Origin of the sequence: Zobellia russellii (assembly GCF_044597075.1) — a bacterium.
GTDB lineage: Bacteria > Bacteroidota > Bacteroidia > Flavobacteriales > Flavobacteriaceae > Zobellia > Zobellia russellii.
The window spans coordinates 2,890,047-2,912,062 of record NZ_CP139000.1 but is presented as its reverse complement, the minus strand read 5'-3'; the positions used below and the strand labels follow the sequence as shown (position 1 = coordinate 2,912,062).

20 protein-coding genes are annotated in these 22,016 nt (G+C 38.4%); 16 read left to right on the top strand and 4 right to left on the bottom strand.

Features of this window, described 5'->3' with window-relative positions; translation table 11 throughout:
* The first annotated feature begins 242 nt into the window (after window positions 1–242).
* The 4 genes from SJY45_RS11810 to bioD are packed head-to-tail and all read left to right on the top strand — an operon-like array spanning window position 243 to window position 5,001.
* The gene (locus SJY45_RS11810; protein ID WP_400070907.1) at window positions 243–2,801 is read left to right on the top strand and encodes a toxin-antitoxin system YwqK family antitoxin; all 2,559 of its coding nucleotides are present in this window, start codon (window positions 243–245) and stop codon (window positions 2,799–2,801) included.
* A 41-nt stretch (window positions 2,802–2,842) separates the two neighbouring features.
* On the top strand, window positions 2,843–3,997 hold the full coding sequence (locus SJY45_RS11805; protein WP_400070905.1) for an aminotransferase class I/II-fold pyridoxal phosphate-dependent enzyme: 1,155 nt from the start codon (window positions 2,843–2,845) through the stop codon (window positions 3,995–3,997).
* Window position 3,998: 1 nt separating this feature from the next.
* Window positions 3,999–4,382, top strand: a complete 384-nt coding sequence (locus tag SJY45_RS11800) for a DUF2007 domain-containing protein (protein WP_215437408.1) — start codon at window positions 3,999–4,001, stop codon at window positions 4,380–4,382.
* Between the two features lies 1 nt (window position 4,383).
* On the top strand, window positions 4,384–5,001 hold the full coding sequence (gene bioD / locus SJY45_RS11795) for a dethiobiotin synthase (RefSeq protein WP_215437411.1): 618 nt from the start codon (window positions 4,384–4,386) through the stop codon (window positions 4,999–5,001).
* 7 nt (window positions 5,002–5,008) lie between these two features.
* Here the strand turns inward: bioD and SJY45_RS11790 are convergent, their stop codons facing one another.
* The gene (locus SJY45_RS11790) at window positions 5,009–6,631 is read right to left on the bottom strand and encodes a glycosyltransferase family 39 protein (protein ID WP_400070902.1); all 1,623 of its coding nucleotides are present in this window, start codon (window positions 6,629–6,631) and stop codon (window positions 5,009–5,011) included.
* Between the two features lie 76 nt (window positions 6,632–6,707).
* Between SJY45_RS11790 and bioA the strand changes: the two genes are divergently transcribed.
* The 7 genes from bioA to SJY45_RS11755 all read left to right on the top strand — a co-directional run bounded on the left by bioA (window position 6,708) and on the right by SJY45_RS11755 (window position 13,989).
* Entirely contained in the window at window positions 6,708–8,009 is a 1,302-nt protein-coding gene (bioA, locus tag SJY45_RS11785; RefSeq protein ID WP_400070900.1) for an adenosylmethionine--8-amino-7-oxononanoate transaminase, read from the top strand.
* Window positions 8,010–8,018: 9 nt separating this feature from the next.
* Entirely contained in the window at window positions 8,019–9,203 is a 1,185-nt protein-coding gene (locus SJY45_RS11780; RefSeq protein ID WP_400070898.1) for a beta-ketoacyl synthase N-terminal-like domain-containing protein, read from the top strand.
* A 66-nt stretch (window positions 9,204–9,269) separates the two neighbouring features.
* A complete protein-coding gene (locus tag SJY45_RS11775) occupies window positions 9,270–9,848 on the top strand; it encodes a hypothetical protein (RefSeq protein WP_400070896.1) in 579 nt (192 codons plus the stop codon).
* Between the two features lie 4 nt (window positions 9,849–9,852).
* Complete coding sequence (locus tag SJY45_RS11770; RefSeq protein ID WP_400070894.1) at window positions 9,853–11,289, top strand: flotillin family protein; 1,437 nt, start codon at window positions 9,853–9,855, stop codon at window positions 11,287–11,289.
* Window positions 11,290–11,429: 140 nt separating this feature from the next.
* Entirely contained in the window at window positions 11,430–12,524 is a 1,095-nt protein-coding gene (gene bioB / locus SJY45_RS11765; RefSeq protein ID WP_289037358.1) for a biotin synthase BioB, read from the top strand.
* A 67-nt stretch (window positions 12,525–12,591) separates the two neighbouring features.
* On the top strand, window positions 12,592–13,452 hold the full coding sequence (locus SJY45_RS11760) for a cupin-like domain-containing protein (RefSeq protein WP_215913685.1): 861 nt from the start codon (window positions 12,592–12,594) through the stop codon (window positions 13,450–13,452).
* A 39-nt stretch (window positions 13,453–13,491) separates the two neighbouring features.
* A complete protein-coding gene (locus SJY45_RS11755; RefSeq protein WP_400070892.1) occupies window positions 13,492–13,989 on the top strand; it encodes a DUF6646 family protein in 498 nt (165 codons plus the stop codon).
* 11 nt (window positions 13,990–14,000) lie between these two features.
* Here the strand turns inward: SJY45_RS11755 and SJY45_RS11750 are convergent, their stop codons facing one another.
* The 3 genes from SJY45_RS11750 to SJY45_RS11740 form a co-directional block, all read right to left on the bottom strand.
* Window positions 14,001–14,474: a regulatory protein RecX gene (locus SJY45_RS11750; RefSeq protein ID WP_215437427.1), complete on the bottom strand. Its 474-nt coding sequence runs from the start codon at window positions 14,472–14,474 to the stop codon at window positions 14,001–14,003.
* Window positions 14,475–14,606: 132 nt separating this feature from the next.
* Window positions 14,607–16,154, bottom strand: a complete 1,548-nt coding sequence (locus SJY45_RS11745) for a ribonuclease E/G (RefSeq protein ID WP_215437429.1) — start codon at window positions 16,152–16,154, stop codon at window positions 14,607–14,609.
* A 283-nt stretch (window positions 16,155–16,437) separates the two neighbouring features.
* The gene (locus SJY45_RS11740) at window positions 16,438–16,728 is read right to left on the bottom strand and encodes an HU family DNA-binding protein (RefSeq protein ID WP_038236075.1); all 291 of its coding nucleotides are present in this window, start codon (window positions 16,726–16,728) and stop codon (window positions 16,438–16,440) included.
* A 178-nt stretch (window positions 16,729–16,906) separates the two neighbouring features.
* On the opposite strand from SJY45_RS11740, the gene mutY reads away from it, so the two are divergent.
* The 5 genes from mutY to SJY45_RS11715 all read left to right on the top strand — a co-directional run bounded on the left by mutY (window position 16,907) and on the right by SJY45_RS11715 (window position 21,802).
* Window positions 16,907–17,938 (top strand): A/G-specific adenine glycosylase, encoded by a 1,032-nt coding sequence (gene mutY / locus SJY45_RS11735; protein ID WP_400070889.1) that lies wholly within the window; start codon window positions 16,907–16,909, stop codon window positions 17,936–17,938.
* Window positions 17,939–18,083: 145 nt separating this feature from the next.
* Complete coding sequence (locus tag SJY45_RS11730; protein WP_215437433.1) at window positions 18,084–18,548, top strand: single-stranded DNA-binding protein; 465 nt, start codon at window positions 18,084–18,086, stop codon at window positions 18,546–18,548.
* 173 nt (window positions 18,549–18,721) lie between these two features.
* A complete protein-coding gene (locus SJY45_RS11725) occupies window positions 18,722–20,035 on the top strand; it encodes a gliding motility-associated protein GldE (protein WP_215437435.1) in 1,314 nt (437 codons plus the stop codon).
* The gene (gene gldD, locus SJY45_RS11720; protein WP_215437438.1) at window positions 20,028–20,582 is read left to right on the top strand and encodes a gliding motility lipoprotein GldD; all 555 of its coding nucleotides are present in this window, start codon (window positions 20,028–20,030) and stop codon (window positions 20,580–20,582) included. The genes SJY45_RS11725 and gldD overlap by 8 nt, the downstream gene beginning before the upstream one ends.
* A 206-nt stretch (window positions 20,583–20,788) precedes the next feature.
* Window positions 20,789–21,802 carry a GntR family transcriptional regulator gene (locus tag SJY45_RS11715; RefSeq protein ID WP_215437440.1) on the top strand — a complete coding sequence of 338 codons (1,014 nt, stop codon included), beginning with the start codon at window positions 20,789–20,791 and terminating at the stop codon, window positions 21,800–21,802.
* Window positions 21,803–22,016 lie beyond the last annotated feature (214 nt).

Here is a 22,016-nt window from a genome sequence, read left to right as displayed (position 1 = left end):
TGTATTCTCTACATTTCAATTTAGTATATAAGATTAGTCCCTGTGTGACCAACCAAATGCATACATAGGAGAGGGGTATTACTTTTTTCAGTATGTGTAGGCCATTCACAATAAATTTTAAATAACCCTAGTTATTGTTCAGGACGATATTCTATAATCTTTCCATTTAGATAAAACCCCCGAAAAAGGGGTGTTCTTAAGAAATGCTTGGTCTTACCTTTGTTGTCAATAAAAACCTCATTATGATTCATTCTTTAAAAAGTTACACTTGGTTCATCTTAGTAATAGCTTCAATAAGTGTTGTATATGCCCAAAATGACACTATCTACTATAATAAAAGTTGGAAACCGGTTACGGTGAAAGATAGTGCTTCGTTCTTTAGAATTCCGGTTACGAAAAATGGTGAGTTGTTTCATATGCAGGATTTTTACCTGTCCGGGAAGAGACAAATGGAAGGGTTTTCGCTATCCGCAGAAAAGGACATTTGGCAAGGTAAGGTAACATGGTATAATGAAGATGGCTCTGTTTATCAAGAAGGGGATTATGAGCAAGGTTACCTAGAAGGAGATTTTATAACCTATTTAAAAGGGAATAAGTTAAAGGCAAAATATAGCAAAGGTCAATTTATATCGGGAAAAAGGAATACAAGTTATGGAGACCGCATGTACTATATGGAAAAGGCGGGTGATACCATAAAGGAAATCGTCTATCAAGATGATATAGACGGCATACGGTTTGAGCGTATTGGCACCAAAGATATATACGAGCTTAGTTCAAAATATTATGGAGAAGGAGGTACATATATTGGGGAAAAAACAACTTCCGCCAACGGCAATATCAAAGGAGAAGAGGTAACTTATATGTATGGCCCCATGCGAGTTAAAAACATTAACTATTACAGTAGAGGTACGGTATTGGGACAGACTTTTTACTACCCCAACGGAAAACTCCGATCGTTTTTTCAGAAGGAGCCGGATTTGGCCCATATTTATTATACTCCGGAAGGAGAGGAGATGGGTAGGATAAACTATAAAATGGATGCTTATGGCATTATCCCCAACAACGGAACATTAATAAATTTTGCTTACGGAAACTACAAGGACAATTATAAAAATGAGTATAAAATTGCTAGAAAAACAACTTACACCAATGGTAAAATAAGTGAGGACGCAGATTACTATTTGAACGGTCAGGTAAAAGCAATAAATAAATTTAAAGATGGGCAAAAGATACTTCAGGTAAGTTATACAGAAGATGGTTCCGAGCTGGCAAAGATGGAGTATGAAAACTATAAGCCCATGAACGGTACGGAAATTAATTCATTGGGACAAAGAACCTATGAAAACGGAGAATTGATCAAGGAAATTATCTTTTTCTATAAGACCGATATTGTTCAAATTGAGAAAACCAACGAAATAGAAATCTATTATGACAAGGAGGGGAACAAGTTGGGAGAGCTAGCGCTAGAAAACAGTAATTCATATCCAAAACCTTTGGAGGGCAAGCGTTATACCTACGATTATAATGATGGCTCCGTAAGCGGAATAGAAGAATATGAAAACGGAGGGCTAATTCGTAAAACCTACTGGAGAAAAAGAAAAATCAATGAAGATTCTTCTGCTGTTTTTAAGAGAATAGAAGAATATGATGGAGAAGGGTATTATAAAACCAAGGAAATAAAGTTTTATAGTAACGGCAAGAAACAGAGCGAAACTTTATATAAAAAGTATGTGGAGTCAACCGGGACTTTCTACAGTAAAACAGAAGAGGTTTTGGGTTCTTTTGATTATATAAAAAAGGAAGGAACGCGATATAAATTTTTTGGAGATTCGGATGCGGTTCAAGAATATGAGGTAATCAAAGATGGAGAACAAATCGCCTTTAAAAAATATGATTACGGAAATGATGCTAAGTATGGTAATATTAATCCGGTACTGGTTGAAAACATGGATGTTAATTGCTGTGCGTCTTTTTATGATAGGGACGGTAAATTAATTGCCGAAGTAAAATTCAAGAATCAAAAACCTTGGAGCGGTGAGTATTACGATCCAATTTCAAGGGAATTGTTTCAGATTAAAGAGGGCAAGAAATCTGGGGATTACAAAAAGTTGGATTATAGTAAAAACCTACTCGCAGAAGGAACCTTCAAGAACGACAAAAAAGAAGGCGTTTTTAAAACCTTTACATATAAAGGTGGTTTGCTGTCAAAAGAAATTTACCAGAATGATAAATTAAATGGAAAAGCTACATATTATGATCAGGATGGAGAGCAAATTGGGGAAATGCTGTATAAAGACGGAATTCCTATGGATGGTGTGAGGACATCAGTTTCCAGTTATAAAAATACCATTCAAACCTATAAAGGCGGACAACTGCTTAAAGAAAATATAAAAACTAAAGAAGGCCTATTGGTCAAGTCCTATTCAAAGGACGGCATAGTGAGCTGTAAGAAGTATTTTCCTAAGGAAGAGAAGATAAAATACAGTTTTAAATTGTGGCAAGGACAGCTGAATGGAGACATTGTAAAATATGATGTGGATGGTAAAGAGTTGGCGAGAGCCGTTTTCGATAAAGGCCGACTTGTGAGCGGAACGGTATATTTGAAACAGGGGTATAACGATAAAAATTTGGCATACTATAGTCTTAATAAAAAAGGGGATTCCCTTCTACTGTCCATTTACGGAGAAGATGATAAGCTTTTGTTTTCATCCGAAGAAAGGCTTTATTTTGGAGAACATACTTTTTTCTCGCAAAAGCTAGGATTGGAAATGAAGTATTTTAACGAGGGTATCCTGTATTGATCAAATATGTATGTTTTAATTAAACAGCTTACATTTGGGGTATGGTAAACCTGCCCCATAAACTAATACAAAAACTTGAGGATAGGGCCCGGCAGAACGCCATGCGCAATTTGCCGGTGCCAAATGCAAAATGGGTAGACTTTTCTTCAAATGATTATTTGGGCCTTGCTCAAAAACCCGAGCTGTACCATGTTGCCCAAAATATCCTGAAACAAACGGCAGGCGTAGTAAATGGGGCTACCGGTTCTAGATTAATAAGCGGGAATCACCCGCTATACGCAGAACTGGAAATGCAGTTGGCCGCATTTCACGAATCGGAAGCTGCGCTGGTCTTTAATTCCGGTTATGATGCCAATCTTGGCTTTTTTAGTTCCGTGCCCCAGAGAGGAGATGTTGTTCTGTATGATGAATATATTCATGCCAGTATTCGTGATGGATTGCGAATGGGCAATGCCAAAAGTTACAAGTTTAAACATAACAGTCTTGCCGATTTAGAAGCAAGGTGTAAAGCAGAGCGAAGTCGTAATCACCCAGATATAGAAATTTATGTGGTAACGGAATCTGTTTTTTCTATGGATGGAGATACGCCCGATCTAGTTGGGTTTGCCAAAATATGTGGCACATACAACTGTAGGCTCGTTGTTGATGAGGCCCATGCCGTTGGGGTCTTTGGGAAGCAAGGTGAAGGTTTGCTCGATGAATTGAATTTGCAAAAAGAAGCTTTTGCCCAAATTGTAACTTTCGGTAAAGGTTTGGGTTGCCATGGGGCCGCTATTTTGGGGAGTGCTTCGCTAAAAACGTACTTGGTGAATTTTGCTCGGAGTTTTATTTATACCACAGGGCTTTCACCGCATTCGGTCGCTTCGGTTTTATCGGCTTACGGCTATCTTAAGAATCAATGTGTTGAGGTGGAGAAATTGAAACATAACATATCTTATTTCAACCGTAAATTGGTTAGCTCAGGATTGCAGGGGCATTTTATTTCCAGTAATTCTGCCATTCATTGTTGTTTGGTGCTAGGCAACGATAAGGTGCGCGACATGGCCAAGGCAATTCAAGAAAAAGGATTTGATATCAGGCCTATTCTTTCACCCACTGTGCCTGCAGGTCAGGAACGTTTGCGAATTTGTCTTCATAGTTTTAATTCCGAAAAGGAGATAGATAATTTACTCAAAACGGTAATGGATACGGTGTAGTATGAAAGAGAAATTTTATACCATAGCTTCTTTTGAATATCCGGCGGATGTTCAGATTCTAAAGGGAAAATTGGAATCTGAGGGAATATCTGTTTTCTTGAAAGATGAATATACACTTAATTCAGACCCAATGATCAGTAATGCAATTGGCGGGGTTAAAGTACAGGTCTACACGGAAGATAGGGAAAAGGCTGTAGAAATTTATAATGAAATCAGGGCCTATGCCATAGATGATAATGGTAATTTGATTGTGTGTCCTAACTGTAAAATGCAAAAATCAGAGGTGTATTATAACAGAAAAGGAATTTTATATAAACTTTTTCCATTTTTTGAGGAAAAAAAATACAAATGCCTACATTGTAACATGATAACAAAACCTCAATAGCATGCAGCAGATTTTTGTAACAGGAATTTCAACTGAAGTAGGAAAAACTATAGCTTCGGCAATTATAGCGGAAGCCCTAGAGGCCGATTATTGGAAACCTGTACAAGCCGGAGATTTGGATAATACGGATAGTGATAAGGTTAAGTCCTTGATTTCCAATGAACGGACCGTTATTCATAAAAGTAGCTACGAGTTAAAAACACCAATGAGTCCGCATGCTGCCGCAGAAAGGGACGGTGTAAAGATAGACCGACTAGAAATTGTTGAACCCCAAACGGATAATTCTCTTGTTATTGAAGGTGCCGGAGGAATTTTAGTGCCCCTTAGCGAGAATGATACGGTCTTGGATATAATTATGCCCACCTATCATGTTGTGGTGGTATCCAGGCATTATTTAGGGAGCATTAACCACACGCTTTTAACGGTGGGTTGGTTGCAGCAAAAAGGGTACGATGTGTCCATACTTTTTAGCGGAGCCTCTAATCCTGAAACCGAAAATATTATTCTGCACAAAACCGGTGTTTCTGCCATTGGTCGTATAGATGAAGAGGCTAGTTTTGATAAGGCCGTTGTTAAGAAATATGCAGATAAATTCAGGTCTGCACTAAAGTCTCTTTAGTCTCTTTTCAGTCTATTCGCACTAGGGCCATATCCACTTCGCTGATTGTAAATTTGTATAGTGGTGTACGGTCTTCTAAATTTTGCTGGTTAAATATATAGTAACCGGGCAGTTCGCATTGGTCGGTTTTTGTTACAATGACCTTACGGGACATTTCTAAGTATGCTGCGGTCGCGTAAAGTTTAAAAGGTGTCTGAATATGGGTGCGCAAATCTTCTTGGGTAAAAACATAGAGCGGAGCTTCGTCACCAATAATTTTATGAATGTCTTTTGCATAGGTCTGGTGCGGTGCACTGGAGGAGGTCAATGCCTTTAGAGGTAAGGCAACATGGTCAAAGACCAGTCTACACATTACAATAAAAGCAATAACAAAAAGGTGTTTGGTATAACCTATAGTCTTATGGTGAAAAAGAAATATTGCTGCTACAACTAGCCCAAAAATTGGCACGGTATACTTTAGATGTGGTATAATTGAAAAATAACCAATGAACGGAATAGCCAAGCATGCAATACAGGTAATGATCATCAGAACTTTAAAGAAGATATGGTACGTTTTATGTTTCCAGTTAGTTTCTTTAAGTTGAAGAAACAAAGGATAGGTAAGCACTGTTATGACCATAGGGAAGAACATATAGGTATAACGCATTCTAGCTCCCGGCGACACCCAGTATACCAGAAAATTACCAAGAAAAATAAGGGTTAGGAACAACAAATAGGGCTTTGCTTTAATGTTGCGTATTTGCTCTTTTTTCCAAATGAACAAAAGAAATAAAGTTGCTGGAAATATAACCGCTAAAAAGTTTAAAGGAAGAAAGAAAAGGTGTTTGATTACCCCGTCAAATTTGTCGCTTAGTAAGGTGCGCTGCTGTGTTAGTCCCCACATTTCCGATACGTACCTGTCCAAATCTTCATAGCTTCCGTAGATGTAGAAGTAAGCATAGACCGCCGCTGCCGATAATAAAAAACTGAAAATGTGAGGCCAGGAGAAAAGTCTTTTTAAATCTTTTTTATAAAGTAAATAAATGCCCAGTGTAATTGTAATGAAAGCAAAGGAAGCAAACCCCTTGGTTAAAAAAGCAAGTGTAATAAAAAAATAGGCACAACCGAACATAAGGAAAAACCGCCGTTGTTGATAAAAGTGAAAAATGCTAAAAATACTTAGAACCACTAGGAGGGAATAAAAGATGTCAATCTCTGCAGTAACGGAAAAATAAAAATAGATATCTGCACATACCAAGTAATAGAAAGCGGCTAAAATGCCAAATTTGGCATTAACATATTTCTTTCCCATATAAAAAGAGAGAATACCGGTAAGTAAAAATGAAAAAGCAGAAGGAAATCTAAGGGCGAAGGTATTGTAGCCAAAAAGTTTAATGCTACCCGCTAATACAATGTTCCAAAGTGGGGGATGGTCATAAAAAGTTTGGTTCAAAATGGTAGTAACTACAAAATTGTTGTTCAGTAGCATCTCTAGGGCTACAAGGGCGCGACGCGGTTCTTCTGTGTATAGAGGAGCAAGGTGTAGATTGTGAAAAAGGGATATCGTGTAGAGAACAATTATTAAAAACGATAGCAAGTATAGGTTTTTGGTATTGGTCGGGTGTAAAAATCCGGTATCAAAAAACTTCATGTTTTTATAGATTTTGTTGGGCTAAAGATCAACAAAATACTTCAAAAAAAAAGTTTTAATTCCTCATCTTTGCATCATGAAGAAGGCAAATACATCAGAAACTCTAGTAACCGAAACGCTATCCGCTAGAGATAAAAAACACCTGTGGCACCCATTAACGCAGCATAAACTGCATTCTAACATGTTAGGAATAGTTAGGGCAAAAGGTGCTGTTTTGTACGATGAGAATGGAAAGGAATATATAGATGGCATAGCCTCATGGTACACCAGTGCCTATGGCCATTGCAATGAGTATATTACCAACAAGGTGCATGCCCAAATGCAAAAGTTGGATCAGGTGGTGTTTAGCGGATTTACCCATGAACCTGCGGTAAAACTATCCGAAGAGCTGATAAAGGTTTTGCCCAAAAACCAACAAAAACTCTTCTTTTCCGATAATGGTTCCACGGCTACAGAAATAGGCATTAAAATGGCCTTACAGTTCCATTTTAATCAAGGGAGAAAGCGCAAGACCATGCTTGCTTTTGAAGAAGGTTTTCATGGAGATACGTTCGGTGCCATGTCTGTTTCTGGGCTTTCGGTTTATAATGGTCCTTTTGAAGAATTTTTTATCGATGTAGAGCGAATTGCCGTTCCTACGGATGAAAATATTGAGGAAATCTTGCTTCAGTTGGAAACGAGGTTAAAACAAAACGATATTGCAGGCTTCATTTACGAGCCTTTGGTACAAGGTGCCGCGGCGATGAAAATGCACAAAGCCGAAAATCTAGATCGTATATTGCGCCTTCTAAAACAGCATAAAGTGCTCACCATTGCCGATGAGGTAATGACGGGCTTCGGAAAAACCGGAAAACCCTTTGCTTCGGAGTATATTGAAACCAAACCTGATGTAATTTGCATGTCCAAGGCCTTGACTGCGGGCTTGATTCCTATGGCAATTACGAGTTGTACCCAAGAGGTTTATGATGCCTTTTATAGCGATGAATTGGCTAAAGGTTTATTCCATGGTCATACCTATACAGGTAATCCATTGGCGTGCACTGCGGCTTTGGCCGGACTGGAACTGTTGCAATCAAAGGAAATCCAAGGTAGAATTCAAAGCATAATCGCATCACATCGGGTGTTCGACTTTAAAATTAGAAAGCACCCAAAAGTAGCCCGTACCCGCCAATGCGGTATTATTTACGCCTTGGACCTTAATGTAAAAATGGAACGCTACGGGAATTTACGTGACCAAATGTTCAAACATTTTATGGATAATGGTGTATTTTTGCGGCCCCTTGGTAGTACCATTTATATTTCTGCTCCCTATGTGATTACGGATGCGCAGTTGCAAAAAATATATACTACCATAGAAGATTTATTGAACAGTATTTAAACTTGCCGCTTGAAAGAACCAATATCCATTACCGCCATAGGCTCAATTTCCCCATTAGGGAAAACTTCCAGCGAAACTTGGGCGAACTACTCTAAAGACAACCATTTTTTTATTCAAAATGAATTTGGAGAGGAGTTAGAATGGATAGCCGCTTTGTCCAATGAGTCTAAGCAAGCGATAGAGGCACTCAGAAATTCGGACAATAAATATAAAAGCCTTGATGATTCCGTTCTTTTCGCCTTGTATGCCTCAAGAGAGGCCATTGCCACAGCCGGATGGAAAGCGGGAGATGACTTTGGTATCAACATAGGGTCCTCAAGAGGGGCAACGGCACTTTTTGAAAAATACCATCAAGAGTTTTTGGCGAACAACAAAACGGCAACGCTCACTTCACCAACTACAACCTTAGGGAATATCTCCTCGTGGATTGCGCATGACCTTAAGACCCAAGGTCCGGAAATTTCTCATTCCATAACCTGTTCTACGGCACTTCATGCTGTTTTAAACGGTGTGGCATGGCTAAGGAGCGGTATGGCAAACAAATTTTTGGTAGGTGGCAGCGAAGCCCCGTTAACGCCTTTTACCATTGCCCAAATGAAGGCACTAAAAATATATTCCCAATACAAAAAGGATACGGATACCAATAAGGGGAATGAGTTCCCGAACCGTGCCTTGGACTTTGATAAGGAAAGGAACATGATGGTTCTTGGAGAGGGTGCCTCCGTTATCTGTTTGGAAAATGGAGTTTCCTCTAAAACCTTGGCCGTAATTGAGGGTGTAGGGTATGCCACAGAGCCTTTGCGCCATAATATTTCAATCTCTACGGATGCGGAGTGTTTTCAGAGTTCCATGAAAATGGCTTTGGGAGAAATAAATCCAAATGAGGTAGATGCCATTGTAATGCATGCGCCAGGAACAATTAAGGGAGATATATCTGAGTATAAGGCCATTGAGAAAGTATTTTGTAACAAGTTGCCTTTTCTGACTACAAATAAATGGAAAGTAGGGCATACTTTTGGAGCTTCGGGAGCGTTAAGCATAGAATTGGCGGTCTTGATGTTGCAGCACCAACAGGTGGTAAAAGTACCTTTCGTTACCTATTCGTCTACACCAAAAAAACTTAGTAAAGTTTTGGTAAATGCGGTAGGTTTTGGGGGTAATGCAGTTTCTATTCTATTGTCTCGTAACGTATAGTCCGCTTTCGAATTAGTTTAAGGTAAGATTATTCTTATCTTTAATCGCCAACCTAACTTTTAGCTTATGGAACTAGGGTTCGAAATGATGACTTTATTTGAGAAAATCTATTGGGTAACGGCCTTAGTGGCCTCCGTAATTCTCATTATTCTTCTATTATTAACTTTTATTGGTGGGGAGGTAGATGATGTAGATGGCGATGTAGATGCCGATATTGATGCGGACACCGGAATTGAATTTCAATTTTTATCCTTTAAAAACCTTGTTGGTTTTTTTACCCTTTTTGGGTGGTCCGGTATCGCTTGCTTGGATGCGGGAATGTCCAAAGGCATTACGGTTCTTATATCGTTGATTTGCGGTCTGCTAATGATGTTGGCCATGGCATCTTTATTCTACTATTTGGGTAAACTGCAAAGCAGCGGTACTCTCAAACTTAAGAATGCCCTTAACCAAATTGGTGAGGTGTATTTAACTATTGGAGCCAATCGTAAGAGCATTGGTAAAGTAAGTATAAATGTGCAGGGAACACTGCGCGAACTCGAAGCATTGACCAATGCTAATGAAGACCTTGTGCAAGGCAATGTAGTTATCGTAAAAGAAGTTACCGCAAACGGAATTTTAATTGTTGAACCCCTAAATAAATAACCAAATGTTATTAATACCCTTACAGTTAGCGGGAAGCGCCTCGTTGCTCGCCATTGGCTTTGCCATTCTCTTCTTTTTTATCATTATCATATCGTTCATTAGAAGGTACAAACGTTGTCCTTCTGATCGTATCCTTGTGGTGTATGGTAAAGTAGGTGCCGGTAGTTCGGCAAAATGTATTCATGGTGGTGCCGCCTTTATTTGGCCCGTGATCCAGGATTATGAATATTTGGATTTAACGCCTATTTCCATTGAGGTTAATCTTGTAAACGCGTTAAGTAAGCAGAATATTAGGGTGAATGTCCCTTCTCGTTTTACCATTGGTATTTCAACGGAACCGGGAATTATGCAAAATGCCGCCGAACGTCTTTTGGGGCAGGGTATGCAAGAGGTTCAGGATTTGGCAAAAGAGATTATTTTTGGTCAATTACGTTTGGTAGTGGCTTCAATGGATATTGAGGAAATCAATTCGGATCGAGATAAATTTTTGACTAATATCTCACAGAGTGTAGAATCGGAATTAAAGAAAGTGGGTCTCAAACTTATCAACGTAAATATTACGGATATTGTAGATGAGTCGGGCTATATAGAAGCTTTGGGTAAGGAAGCCGCGGCACACGCTATTAACGCGGCAAGAAAATCCGTTGCTGAGAAAAACAGAGATGGTTCTATTGGTGAGGCCAATGCGGTACAGGATCAACGTACACAGGTGGCAGCTGCCAACGCGCAGGCTGTAGAAGGGGAAAATATTGCAAAAATCAATGTAGCAAATTCGGATTCGTTACGTCGTCAGAGAGAAGCGGAAGCGGAAAGAACAGCTATTGCAGCGGAAAAAGTACAGGCAGCAAAAGCTTTGGAAGAGTCTTATGCGGCTGAAAAAGATGCAGAAATTGCAAGAGCGGAAAGGGTACGTAGTTCTCAAATGGCAGATATTGTAGTTCCTGCGGAAATAGATAAAAAGAAAGTTGAGATTGATGCCGAAGCGGAAGCTGAGATGATCCGTAGAAAAGCAAAAGGTGAGGCAGATGCTATTTTGTTCAAGGCACAGGCAGAAGCAAAAGGTCTGTTCGAAATCTTAACGAAGCAAGCACAAGGTCTTGACGAAATTGTAAAAGCTGCAGGCAACAATCCTAAAGATGCGGTATTGTTATTGGTGGCCGATAAGCTTCCTGAATTAGTAAAAACCCAAGCAGAAGCTATCAAAAACATTAAAATTGATAAAGTAACCGTGTGGGATTCGGGTGCCAAGACAGCAGATGGAAAAGGCTCAACGGCAAACTTTATATCAGGAATGTATAAGTCGGTTCCGCCATTGCAAGAAATGTTCAATATGGCCGGAATGCAATTACCGGAGTATTTAAAAGGCAAGGATGTAACCGATGAAAGTGAGGCCAAAGAGGTAAATCCTGTTAATTCGGATGAGAAAAAAGAAAAGGAATAAATCGGTTTTCAATCTTTAGAATAAGGGCCCGTTGAGTTATTTCAGCGGGCTTTTTTCATTTCTATAAGCATGATTATTTGGCCTTATTTGGTATTCTAAATTTAGAAAGGTTATTTTTGAAGCCAGATTTCAAAAAGACTATGAGCGAAACTAGACATAACTGGACGAAAGAAGAGATTCTTGATATTTACAATAAACCTTTAATGGAGCTGCTGTATGATGCGGCTACCATCCATAGAAAACATCATGATCCCAATACGGTTCAGGTGTCTACTTTACTTTCTATAAAAACGGGCGGTTGCCCGGAAGACTGTGGGTATTGCCCACAAGCGGCAAGATACCACACAGATATTGAAGGGAACGATCTTATGAAAGTTTCGCACGTAAAGGCTCAAGCTTTAAGGGCAAAAGCTTCCGGAAGTTCTCGTGTTTGTATGGGAGCTGCATGGCGTAACGTAAAAGATGGCCCTGAGTTTGATCAAGTGTTGGAAATGGTACGTACCATAAACAAGCTAGATATGGAGGTTTGCTGTACTTTGGGTATGTTAACCGAAAACCAGGCACACCGTTTGGCAGAAGCAGGTCTATACGCCTACAATCACAATTTGGATACTTCGGAAGATTATTATAAAGATGTTATTTCTACCCGCGCGTTTGAGGATCGTCTAGAAACTATAGATAACGTGCGCAAGAGCAATGTAACAGTTTGTAGCGGTGGTATCATAGGTATGGGAGAGGCAGTTGAAGACCGTGCCGGAATGTTGGTGGCCTTGGCTAGTCTAAACCCACAACCGGAATCTGTGCCTATCAATTCATTAGTAGCTGTAGAAGGTACGCCAATGGAAGATATGGAGCCCGTTTCTATTTGGGATATGATCCGTATGGTTGCTACTACACGTATTGTGATGCCGGAGACTCAAGTGCGTTTATCTGCTGGGCGTACAGAAATGAGTAGGGAAGGACAGGCTATGTGCTTTTTTGCTGGTGCCAATTCCATTTTTGCGGGAGACAAGTTATTGACCACTCCAAATCCTGACGTAAACGAGGATATGGAAATGTTCAAATTATTGGGATTAAATCCTCAAAAGCCGTTTACCAAAGTTTCGCAACCCAAAACTGTGGAGGCTTCGGAATCTAAGTTGCAACCTCTTGGTGAAAAGCCTAAATGGAGCCGACCGGGCCATACCATTGAGCGTAATGAAGAGGCTAAGGCAAAGAGTAAAGTGGTAGATTAGGTTAATTTTAAGAAAATATTTCCATAAGGTTAATTAAATTTGCCAACTATACATAACCTTAATTCCATTGAAATTAGCGGCTATTCCAAGGGTATCAACAATCTCTAAGGAAGATTTTTTAGAACAGTATTTTAAACCGCAGAAACCTGTGGTGATAGAACGCGCCATAGAAAATTGGCCGGCTTTTAAAAAATGGAACCTTGATTATATTCGGGAGGTTGCAGGAGATAAAACTGTTCCTCTTTATGATGATCGCCCGGTAAACCATGAAGATGGTTTTAATGAGCCGCATGCGCAAATGAAGATGTCCGAATACATTGATTTGCTAAAGGCCAAACCTACCAAATACCGAATCTTTCTTTGGAATGTACTAAAGGAAGTGCCTCAGCTTCAAAAGGATTACGAGTTTCCCGATTTTGGATTGACCTTAAAGAAAAAGTTGCCCATGCTCTTTTTTGGGGGGATGGACTCCTACACCTTTATGCATTATGATATAGATATGTCCAATATTTTCCATTTTCATTTCGAAGGGAAAAAGGAGTGTATCTTGTTTGCGCCTTCAGAGACTAAATATTTGTACAAGGTGCCCAATTCGCTTATCACCCATGAAAGCATAGATTTTGATAATCCGGACTTTAATAAGTGGCCCGCCTTGCAAAAGGCCAACGGTTATAAAACGGAATTGAACCATGGTGAGGTGCTATATATGCCCGAAGGCTATTGGCATTATATGAAATACAAAACTCCGGGATTTTCAATGAGTCTAAGGTCTTGGCCAAAGAACCCCATAAATTTTGCCGAGGGGCTTTATAATGTTTTCATAATGCGTAATTTTGACATCTTAATGCGAAAAATACAAGGTCAGAAATGGATAGACCGAAAAAACCAAAAGGCCATAGAGCGAACCTCTAAAAGAGTGTCCAATTAATTTTTTCGAGCATCCATTTTTCATAAAAACACACTTTAAATGAAATTTTACACTCTATCAGTTTGCTTACTTCTTACAACTACTTTTCTATCGGCTCAGGCCTATGAGGGTAGGGATGATCAAAAGTTCCAGGTTGGGGCCAATTTTCAGGGACACGGCACAGGAATTATGACTTCTTATGATTTTGGATTAGGTGAGAATATATCTATTGGTGCAACGGCAACCTACCTTTTGGGTATTGATGAGAGTGTTTCTGCCAGTACTTGGGAACGTTTTGATACAAAGGCCCGTTTTAGTGCGCATTTAGGAAATATAGTGGGACTTAGTGATGAGGTAGATGTTTATCCGGGATTGGATTTAGGTCTTAAGAATTTTGGTTTTCATTTGGGTGCGCGTTACTTTTTCTCGGACGGTTTGGGAATTTATACGGAATTAGGTTTTCCTATTGCCAAATATAAAATTGAGGATTTGGAACCTGCCGATAAGCTTCACAACCAATTTATGGTTAACATAGGGGCTGTTTTTAACTTTTTATAAAAGAATATAGTTTAGGGAACAAGCTCTTTTAGTTTTTCGTAGACTAAATGGCTTTCCCATCCCCTATATAAAAGATAGTCCGCTAATTTCTTCTTTCGTTTTAAGGGGTTTTGTTCGGTAATCTGCTCCAGTCTTTTTAAGGCTAAGCTGTCCAGCGTTTTTAGATAGGCTTCGTCGTCTATTTCTTTTAGCGCTGTGGTAATATTGTATTTAGAGATATTGCGTTGCTTCAGCTCGCTTACAATGCGATTTCTGCCCCATTTTTTCATGGAAAACTTACCTCGGGCAAAACTTTGGGCAAAACGTTCTTCGTTCAAGAAATTCTCATGGATCAAATGAACTATAATTTGATCTATGGCCTCAGGAATCATTCGCATTTGCTTGAGTTTCGTAACCACCTCTTTGTGGCAGCGGTCTTGATAGGCGCAATACCCTTCTAGTTTTCTTTTGGCTTCTTCAATGGAATAGGCGCGTTGTTCATGCATATAGAAATTCTGGTTTTGCCAATGTATTTAGAAACAAAAATACAATTTGAAGTAGTAAGGAAGCTAACTTTGAATTTAAATATAAGGCATAAAAAAAGCGACCATCGTTGCCGAAGGTCGCTTTAAAAACTTTTAATATATTGTTTTACCGTCTTTATCTTTAAAACGGTATTCAAGATACGTATACGCATCCCTAGGTTGAATTTTAATCCATTTTTTGTGTTCTAAGAACCATTTAGAACGCATGGAAGGAAAGCCTTTAGTAATATAGGCCGCGATAAACGGATGAATGTTAAGTGTAATTCCGTTATCTTTTTTAGGGCCTTTCAACAACTTTTCAAGGTCGGCATTAATTTTGTCTATCAAGACTATTGGGGCTTCTATTTCTTTCCCATTACCATTCGGATTTTCCTCGGTGGTCTTGATGTTCATTTCGGGCCGTACCCGTTGTCTTGTAATCTGTATAAGTCCAAACTTACTAGGAGGTAATATTTTGTGCTTGGCACGGTCATCTTTCATTTCATCGCGAAGATGGTCAAAAAGTTTTTTCCTGTGCGGTGCTTTTACCATGTCAATAAAATCAACAACGATAATGCCTCCCATATCTCTCAAGCGCAATTGTCTGGCTATTTCAGAAGCTGCCAGAAGGTTTACCTCTAAAGCGGTATCTTCTTGGTTTTTGGCCTTGTTGGAACGGTTACCGCTGTTCACGTCTACAACGTGAAGTGCTTCGGTGTGTTCAATAATAAGGTACGCACCTTTGCTCATGCTGGCGGTACGGCCAAAAGAAGTTTTTATCTGTCGCTCTATTCCGTATTTTTCAAAAATAGGAACGGATGAATTATACAGTTTAACTATAGATTCCTTTCCAGGTGCAATTTCTAGCACATAATCTTTGATCTGATCATGAAGGGTTTCATCATCTACATGAATTCCGGTAAAGGAATCATTAAAAATATCCCTAAGGATAGAAGATGCCCTGTTGAGCTCGACCAATACTTTTGAAGGCGTGTGGGCCTTGTACAATTTTTTACACATTGTTGACCATTTGGCCAACAAATTTTCTAGGTCTTTGTCTAGTTCCGCTACTTTTTTGCCTTCGGCCACTGTTCTTATAATGACGCCGAATCCTTTAGGTTTAATACTTCTTACCAGTATTTTTAACCTTTCTTTTTCTTCACTGCTTCCTATTTTTTGAGATACGGAAACACGATCGGAAAAAGGTACCATTACCAAATAACGCCCCGCAATGGAAAGTTCGGAGCTAATTCTAGGTCCTTTGGTAGAAATAGGTTCTTTAACGATTTGAACCAATAATGACTGGTTGGCTTTGATGACGTCTGTAATTACGCCATTCTTGTCAATGTCTTTTTCAAATGGAAAGTTGGCTAGTGAGTAATCCGTAATTTTATTGGTACTCACGCCTTTTATGAATTTAAGCATAGTGGCCAGTTGTGGGCCAAGGTCATGATAGTGCAGAAAAGCATCTTTTTCATAACCAACGTTTACAAAGGCGGCGTTTAGACCGGTTACCGGTTTACGTACCTTTGCCAAGAAAATATCACCAACGGAAAAATCGTTGTTGTCTTCTTCTTTATGCAATTCAGTGAGCTTTCCATCTTTTAGGAGTGCAAAATCGACGGCATCAGAACTAGATCGTACGATTAATTCTCTATTCACCTGAATGTATTTGTATTTGCCATTACTTAATTAATAAGTAGGCAAATAGATTAAACAATTATTAAAACGAATTACTGGAATTCGCCGAGATTTTCTGCAATCTCTATGTCAATGAACGTATGGGGTGAAAAAACAAGCGAAGGGGTTGAAAATTTCAACCCCTAGCAACTATTTTTTCTTGTGTCTGTTAGCTCTCCTACGCTTCTTGCGTTTGTGGGTAGCTACCTTATGTCTCTTTCTCTTCTTACCACTCGGCATAAAATTCTACTTTAAGTTAGTATATTTATTTTACTTGTACGTTGCTTTTGACACCTTCTACAAAAACCTTTGCAGGTTTGAATGCAGGAATATTGTGTGCCGGTATTTTAATTGTAGTGTTCTTGCTAATATTTCTTCCAGTTTTTTCGGCTCTAGTTTTAATAATAAAACTACCAAAACCGCGAAGGTACACATTATCACCACTTTCCAAAGAAGATTTCACCTCTTCCATAAAACTCTCAACTGTAGCCTGTACGTCTCCTTTTTCAATTCCCAGCTTGTCTGAGATTTTCGATACAATTTCTGCTTTCGTCATCTTTCGTGTTAAATTTTCAGTATAATTTTTTTGGGATGCAAATATATAAATTAAAATTAATCTTTTGTGCTAAAGGGTTAATTTTAAGTAGTTCACCATCACTTTTCAATTTATGGCTGTTCTGGGTAATGTATATCCGTTTATAATCCGTTAATTTTGGCATGAACTAGCGGTAAAAATGACCTTTTCAGATAAAATCCTTACTTGGTACGAAGAAAATAAAAGAACCCTTCCTTGGCGTGGTACCCGTGATCCGTATAAAATATGGCTTTCGGAGATTATGTTGCAGCAAACACGGGTGGTTCAAGGTACTCCGTACTACCTTAAGTTCATTAGCAATTACCCCAAAGTTCAGGACTTGGCCAATGCTTCGGAAGAAGAAGTTTTAAAGCTTTGGCAGGGTTTGGGATACTATTCCAGAGCAAGAAACCTGCATGCTACGGCTAAGATGGTAGTTAATGAATATGGGGGTAATTTTCCTGATACCTATAAGGAGTTATTGTCCTTAAGAGGTGTGGGAGATTATACTGCAAGTGCCATTTCGTCTATTTGTTTTGATAGGCCCGAACCAGTGGTAGATGGTAATGTTTACAGGGTATTGGCTCGGTATTTTGGTGTTGATTTGCCTATCAATAGCACGGAAGGTGTTAAATATTTCAAAAAGTTGGCCAGAGAGGTTATGGATACGGGTAATATTCGTGATTATAACCAAGGAATCATGGAGTTTGGTGCCATACAGTGCTCTCCTAAAAATCCCAATTGTAGCGTATGTCCTTTAAATGAAAGTTGTGTTGCACTTCAAAAGAACAAAGTAGATCAACTTCCAGTAAAGCTTAAAAAGACCAAGGTTCGCAACCGTTATTTTAACTATGTTGTTTTCATGTCGCAAGATGAAAAGACCATTCTAGAGCAGCGAAAAGGCAAGGGAATTTGGCAAAATCTTTGGCAATTTCCACTTATTGAATCGGAAAAAGAGCTTTTAGATGCAGAGTTTTTGGAAAATGTAAAGGGTTTGGACGATGAAATCAGTATTGCTTCCATAGATAAGTTCAATGCCAGCCCTATTGTACACAAACTTTCCCATCAACATTTATACACAACGTTCTGGATTGTACAGGTCAAAAGTGATTTAAAGGAAGGTGTTTCAATGACAGCGGTACAAAAATACCCGGTTCCAGTATTAATAGCCGACTTTTTAAAGAAATTGTAAGCTCTATTACTAAAAGGAACCTTTAGTGTTTTTTTATTTTCTTCAACTTTATCCGTAAATTATAAAAATCGTAACAGTAACACTTGATAGTGGAGGTTAAAAAACAAGTATATTTGTAGATTCAAACTTGCAAAAAAAGTAGATTATGAGCGGTACATTAAATAAGGTAATGTTAATTGGCCATTTGGGCGATGAAGTAAAAATGCATTATTTTGAAGGTGGAGGATGTATTGGCCGCTTTCCTATTGCTACTAACGAAACCTACACGAACAAGCAAACGGGAGAACGTGTTACCAATACGGATTGGCACAACGTAGTGGTGCGTAATAAAGCCGCTGAAATATGTGAAAAGTATTTAAGTAAAGGAGATAAGGTCTATGTAGAAGGGCGTTTAAAAAACCGCCAATGGCAAGGAGAAGACGGCAACACACGTTATAGTACCGAAGTGCATGTACAGGATTTTACGTTTCTTACTACCAAGAAAGAGAGTATGTCAAATCAGCAAGGAGGTGGGCAACAACCGCAGCAAAACTCCGTTTCAAATACAGCAAGTAGTCCTAAAGCCGCGCCTTTAGTTCGGCCAGAGCAGGAAGATGACCTTCCTTTCTAAGAAAAAAGATGTATTTTTAGTAGTAGCCTCTATAGATGCAATTAAAATATGAAGCAAGCGCATACAGACCATTGTAATTTTATAAAATCACCTAATGCCGATTTATATCTAGAGCAAGGGTGTGGTGCGCAGTTATATTCACTAACCGCCTTTTATTACTAAATTTCTGACTGTTGGACCCTGACCCCCTTAGTTTAGTACCTTATTTTGTCACTTTTACAGGTGCTTTTGCATTTGAAATTACAATTCTAGTTGTATTGCTAATGTCTTCTGCCCTCATTTCTGGTGCAGAGGTTGCATTTTTTGGTCTTTCACCTACAGATGTCAATGAGATTTCAGAAAAGAAAAGTGTTCGTGGGAATATAATAGTTAAACTCTTGGATAGGCCCAAGAAGCTTTTGGCCACTATTCTTATTGCAAACAATGCCATTAATATTGGTGTTGTATTGCTCTTCAGTACTATTGGTAACTCCCTTTTTGCGAATGTGGAATTAGAATGGGTCCGGTTTGTTTTGGAAGTAGTGGTCGCTACTTTTTTAATATTAATGTTCGGAGAAATATTACCCAAAGTCTACGCGAACCGTAACAGAATAGCATTTGCCCATTTAATGTCTTATCCTCTAAATATTCTAGACTTTTTGTTCAGTCCGCTTAGCCTCCCGATGAGGGCGGGTACAATTTTTATGTATAACAAATTGGGCAAACAAAAATCCAACTTAAGTGTAGACCATCTCTCGCAGGCCTTGGAGTTAACGGCAGAAGGTGATACTACCAAGGAAGAGCAGAAGATATTGCAGGGTATAGTTACTTTTGGGAATACGGACACAAAGCAGGTCATGCGCCCCAGAATAGATATTTTTGCGGTTAGCGAGGATATGAAGTTTTTAGAGATACTGTCCGAAATAAAGACCCATGGCTATTCTAGGATTCCGGTTTTTTCGGAAAATATGGACAATGTTCTTGGTGTGCTCTACGTTAAGGATTTACTACCTTATATAGATAGGAAAACCTTTAATTGGATGACGCTTATTCGTGAACCTTATTTTGTTCCGGAAAACAAAAAACTAGATGATCTGTTATTAGAGTTTCAGGAGAAGAAGAACCATTTGGCCGTAGTTGTGGATGAATATGGGGGGACTTCTGGGATTGTAACTCTAGAGGATATTATAGAAGAAATTGTAGGCGATATAAGTGATGAGTTTGATGATGAAGACCTTGTGTTTTCAAAATTGGACGATTTTAATTTCGTTTTTGATGGTAAAACTGCCTTGAAGGATTTTTATAGAGTAGCCAAAATTGAGAATGAAACCGAATTTGAAGAACAAAAAGGAGAGTCTGAGACCATTGCCGGTTTTGTTCTTGAGATAGCCGGAAGTTTTCCTAAGAGAGGAGAGGTAATCTCGTTTAACGATTATCAATTTGTAGTAGAGAGCTCAGATAAAAAGAGGTTAAAACAAATAAAAATAACGTTGCCCCAAAATGTATAGATATCGTTTATTTCTTTTAATATTGCTCGCATTGGTCATTGGATGTAAGGAGGAGGTTTTGCCCAAGCCCAAAGCTCAGTTGCGTTTGGAGTATGATGCTCCCCAGCAGGGAGAGTTGCAAACAGAGCATTTTATGTTCAGTTATAACACAAATGCGAAAATTAAAAGTAATACGGAGACTTCTTTAGTTTTAGATTACCCTGAAATGAAGGGCGAAATCTATATCAATTACAAAAAGGTTGATGACAATGTAGAAAAATTGCTTTCTGATGCTCAAAAGTTGAGTTACGAACATTCCGTAAAAGCAGATGGTATTTTAGAGCAGCCTTTCGTTAATGAGAAGAACAACGTATATGGTATGTTCTATGAGGTTAGCGGAAATGCGGCTTCACAAGCTCAGTTTTATGTAACGGATAGCACTAAGAATTTTATGACCGGTGCGCTATATTTTTATACAAGGCCCAATTATGATTCCATATACCCTGCGGCTGCTTATCTTCAAAATGATATTAGGGGAATTATGGAGACTTTAAAGTGGAAAAATTAGATAGGTCTGTATTTTTTAAACTTGTTGTGTTTATCTTAGGCAATTAAATCTTTTGAGATTTATATATTTAGCATAAATATGAAGTTAAGTTTGCTTTCATGAAAATTTTTAGCTTTTGTTGTCTTAAAATGACCGATATAGAAGTTTATTATAATAAATTTGTATTATTATACTTACAAATTTCATAATTGTTTTAATAGGATCTAATGTCTTTACTCCAGATAATCCATCGACTAAAAGAAGTAAATAGTTTAACCAAGCATGAGCAATTGGTACATGGCGTTATCGAAGCTTTGGATTCTGGTGAAATTTCTGTTGGCGATAAGTTACCTTCCATAAACAAAATGGTATCTGATGTTGGCTACGCTAGAAAAACCATCGTTAAGGCATATGAAGAGTTAAAAGAGAGAGGATTAGTAGAGTCCAAAAAGCTCAAAGGTTATTTTATAATAAGTGATGAAACTAAAGTAACGCTTAGAATAGCCTTGCTTTTATTCTCCTTTCAGCGTTTTCAGGAAGATTTTTACAATACTTTTAGAAAGGAGTTAGGAAACCGCTATCAGATAGATGTCTTCTTTCATCATAACAATGTTTCTATTTTTGAAACCATCTTTAATAATATTCGGGGGAAGTATGGAATGTACGTGGTGGCTCCAATTCCCGATAAAGCCATTAGACCACTTCTTGAAACTATTGAGCCTCAGAAATTATTGATTGTTGACCGGTATTTACCCATGCCAGAAGAGTATTCTTATATTTCGCAAGAGTTTGAAGGAACTACTTTTGATAAATTGGTAGAACTGCTTCCGGAAATTAAAAAGTTCAAGAAAATAGTTCTTTTCTATGCGGAAAATAGAGATTATCCAAGAGGTATACTAATCGCATTCCATAGATTTATTGCCGATTATGGGTTGAATGGCGTTGTTGTAGAGGATTACATTGAAGGTTCCGTCGAAAAGGAAACAACCTATTTTTTCATAAACGATGCGTCTCTTTGGGAATTACTTAAAGATTGTCATACTAAGGGATTGTCAGTAGGTAAAGATGTTGGGGTGTTGTCCCACAATGATCATATAATCAAGGAAATTGTCTTTGACGGCATCACTACCATCTCCACAGATTTTAAGGATATGGCAACTTTAGCGGCTCAGCACGTAAAAAACAATGTTACTTCTCAGGTTATAGTTACTTCAAAACTGTTCAAGCGTAATTCCTTGTAATACGGTTGGATGACCCTGAGGATAATAGAAAAATATACTTCTCAAATTTAAAAATTCACACTTTTTTCCTTCTCAATTAGTTAATTCTTATTCTTGAGGTTTAAAAATTGTTTTTCGTATTAAAAAAATACTTATTTTTGATCTGTAGCATAGTGTAGCATAGATTCAGTTAATTTTGTTAATGATTTTGGAGCTGTCTCCTTTAAAATTTTGG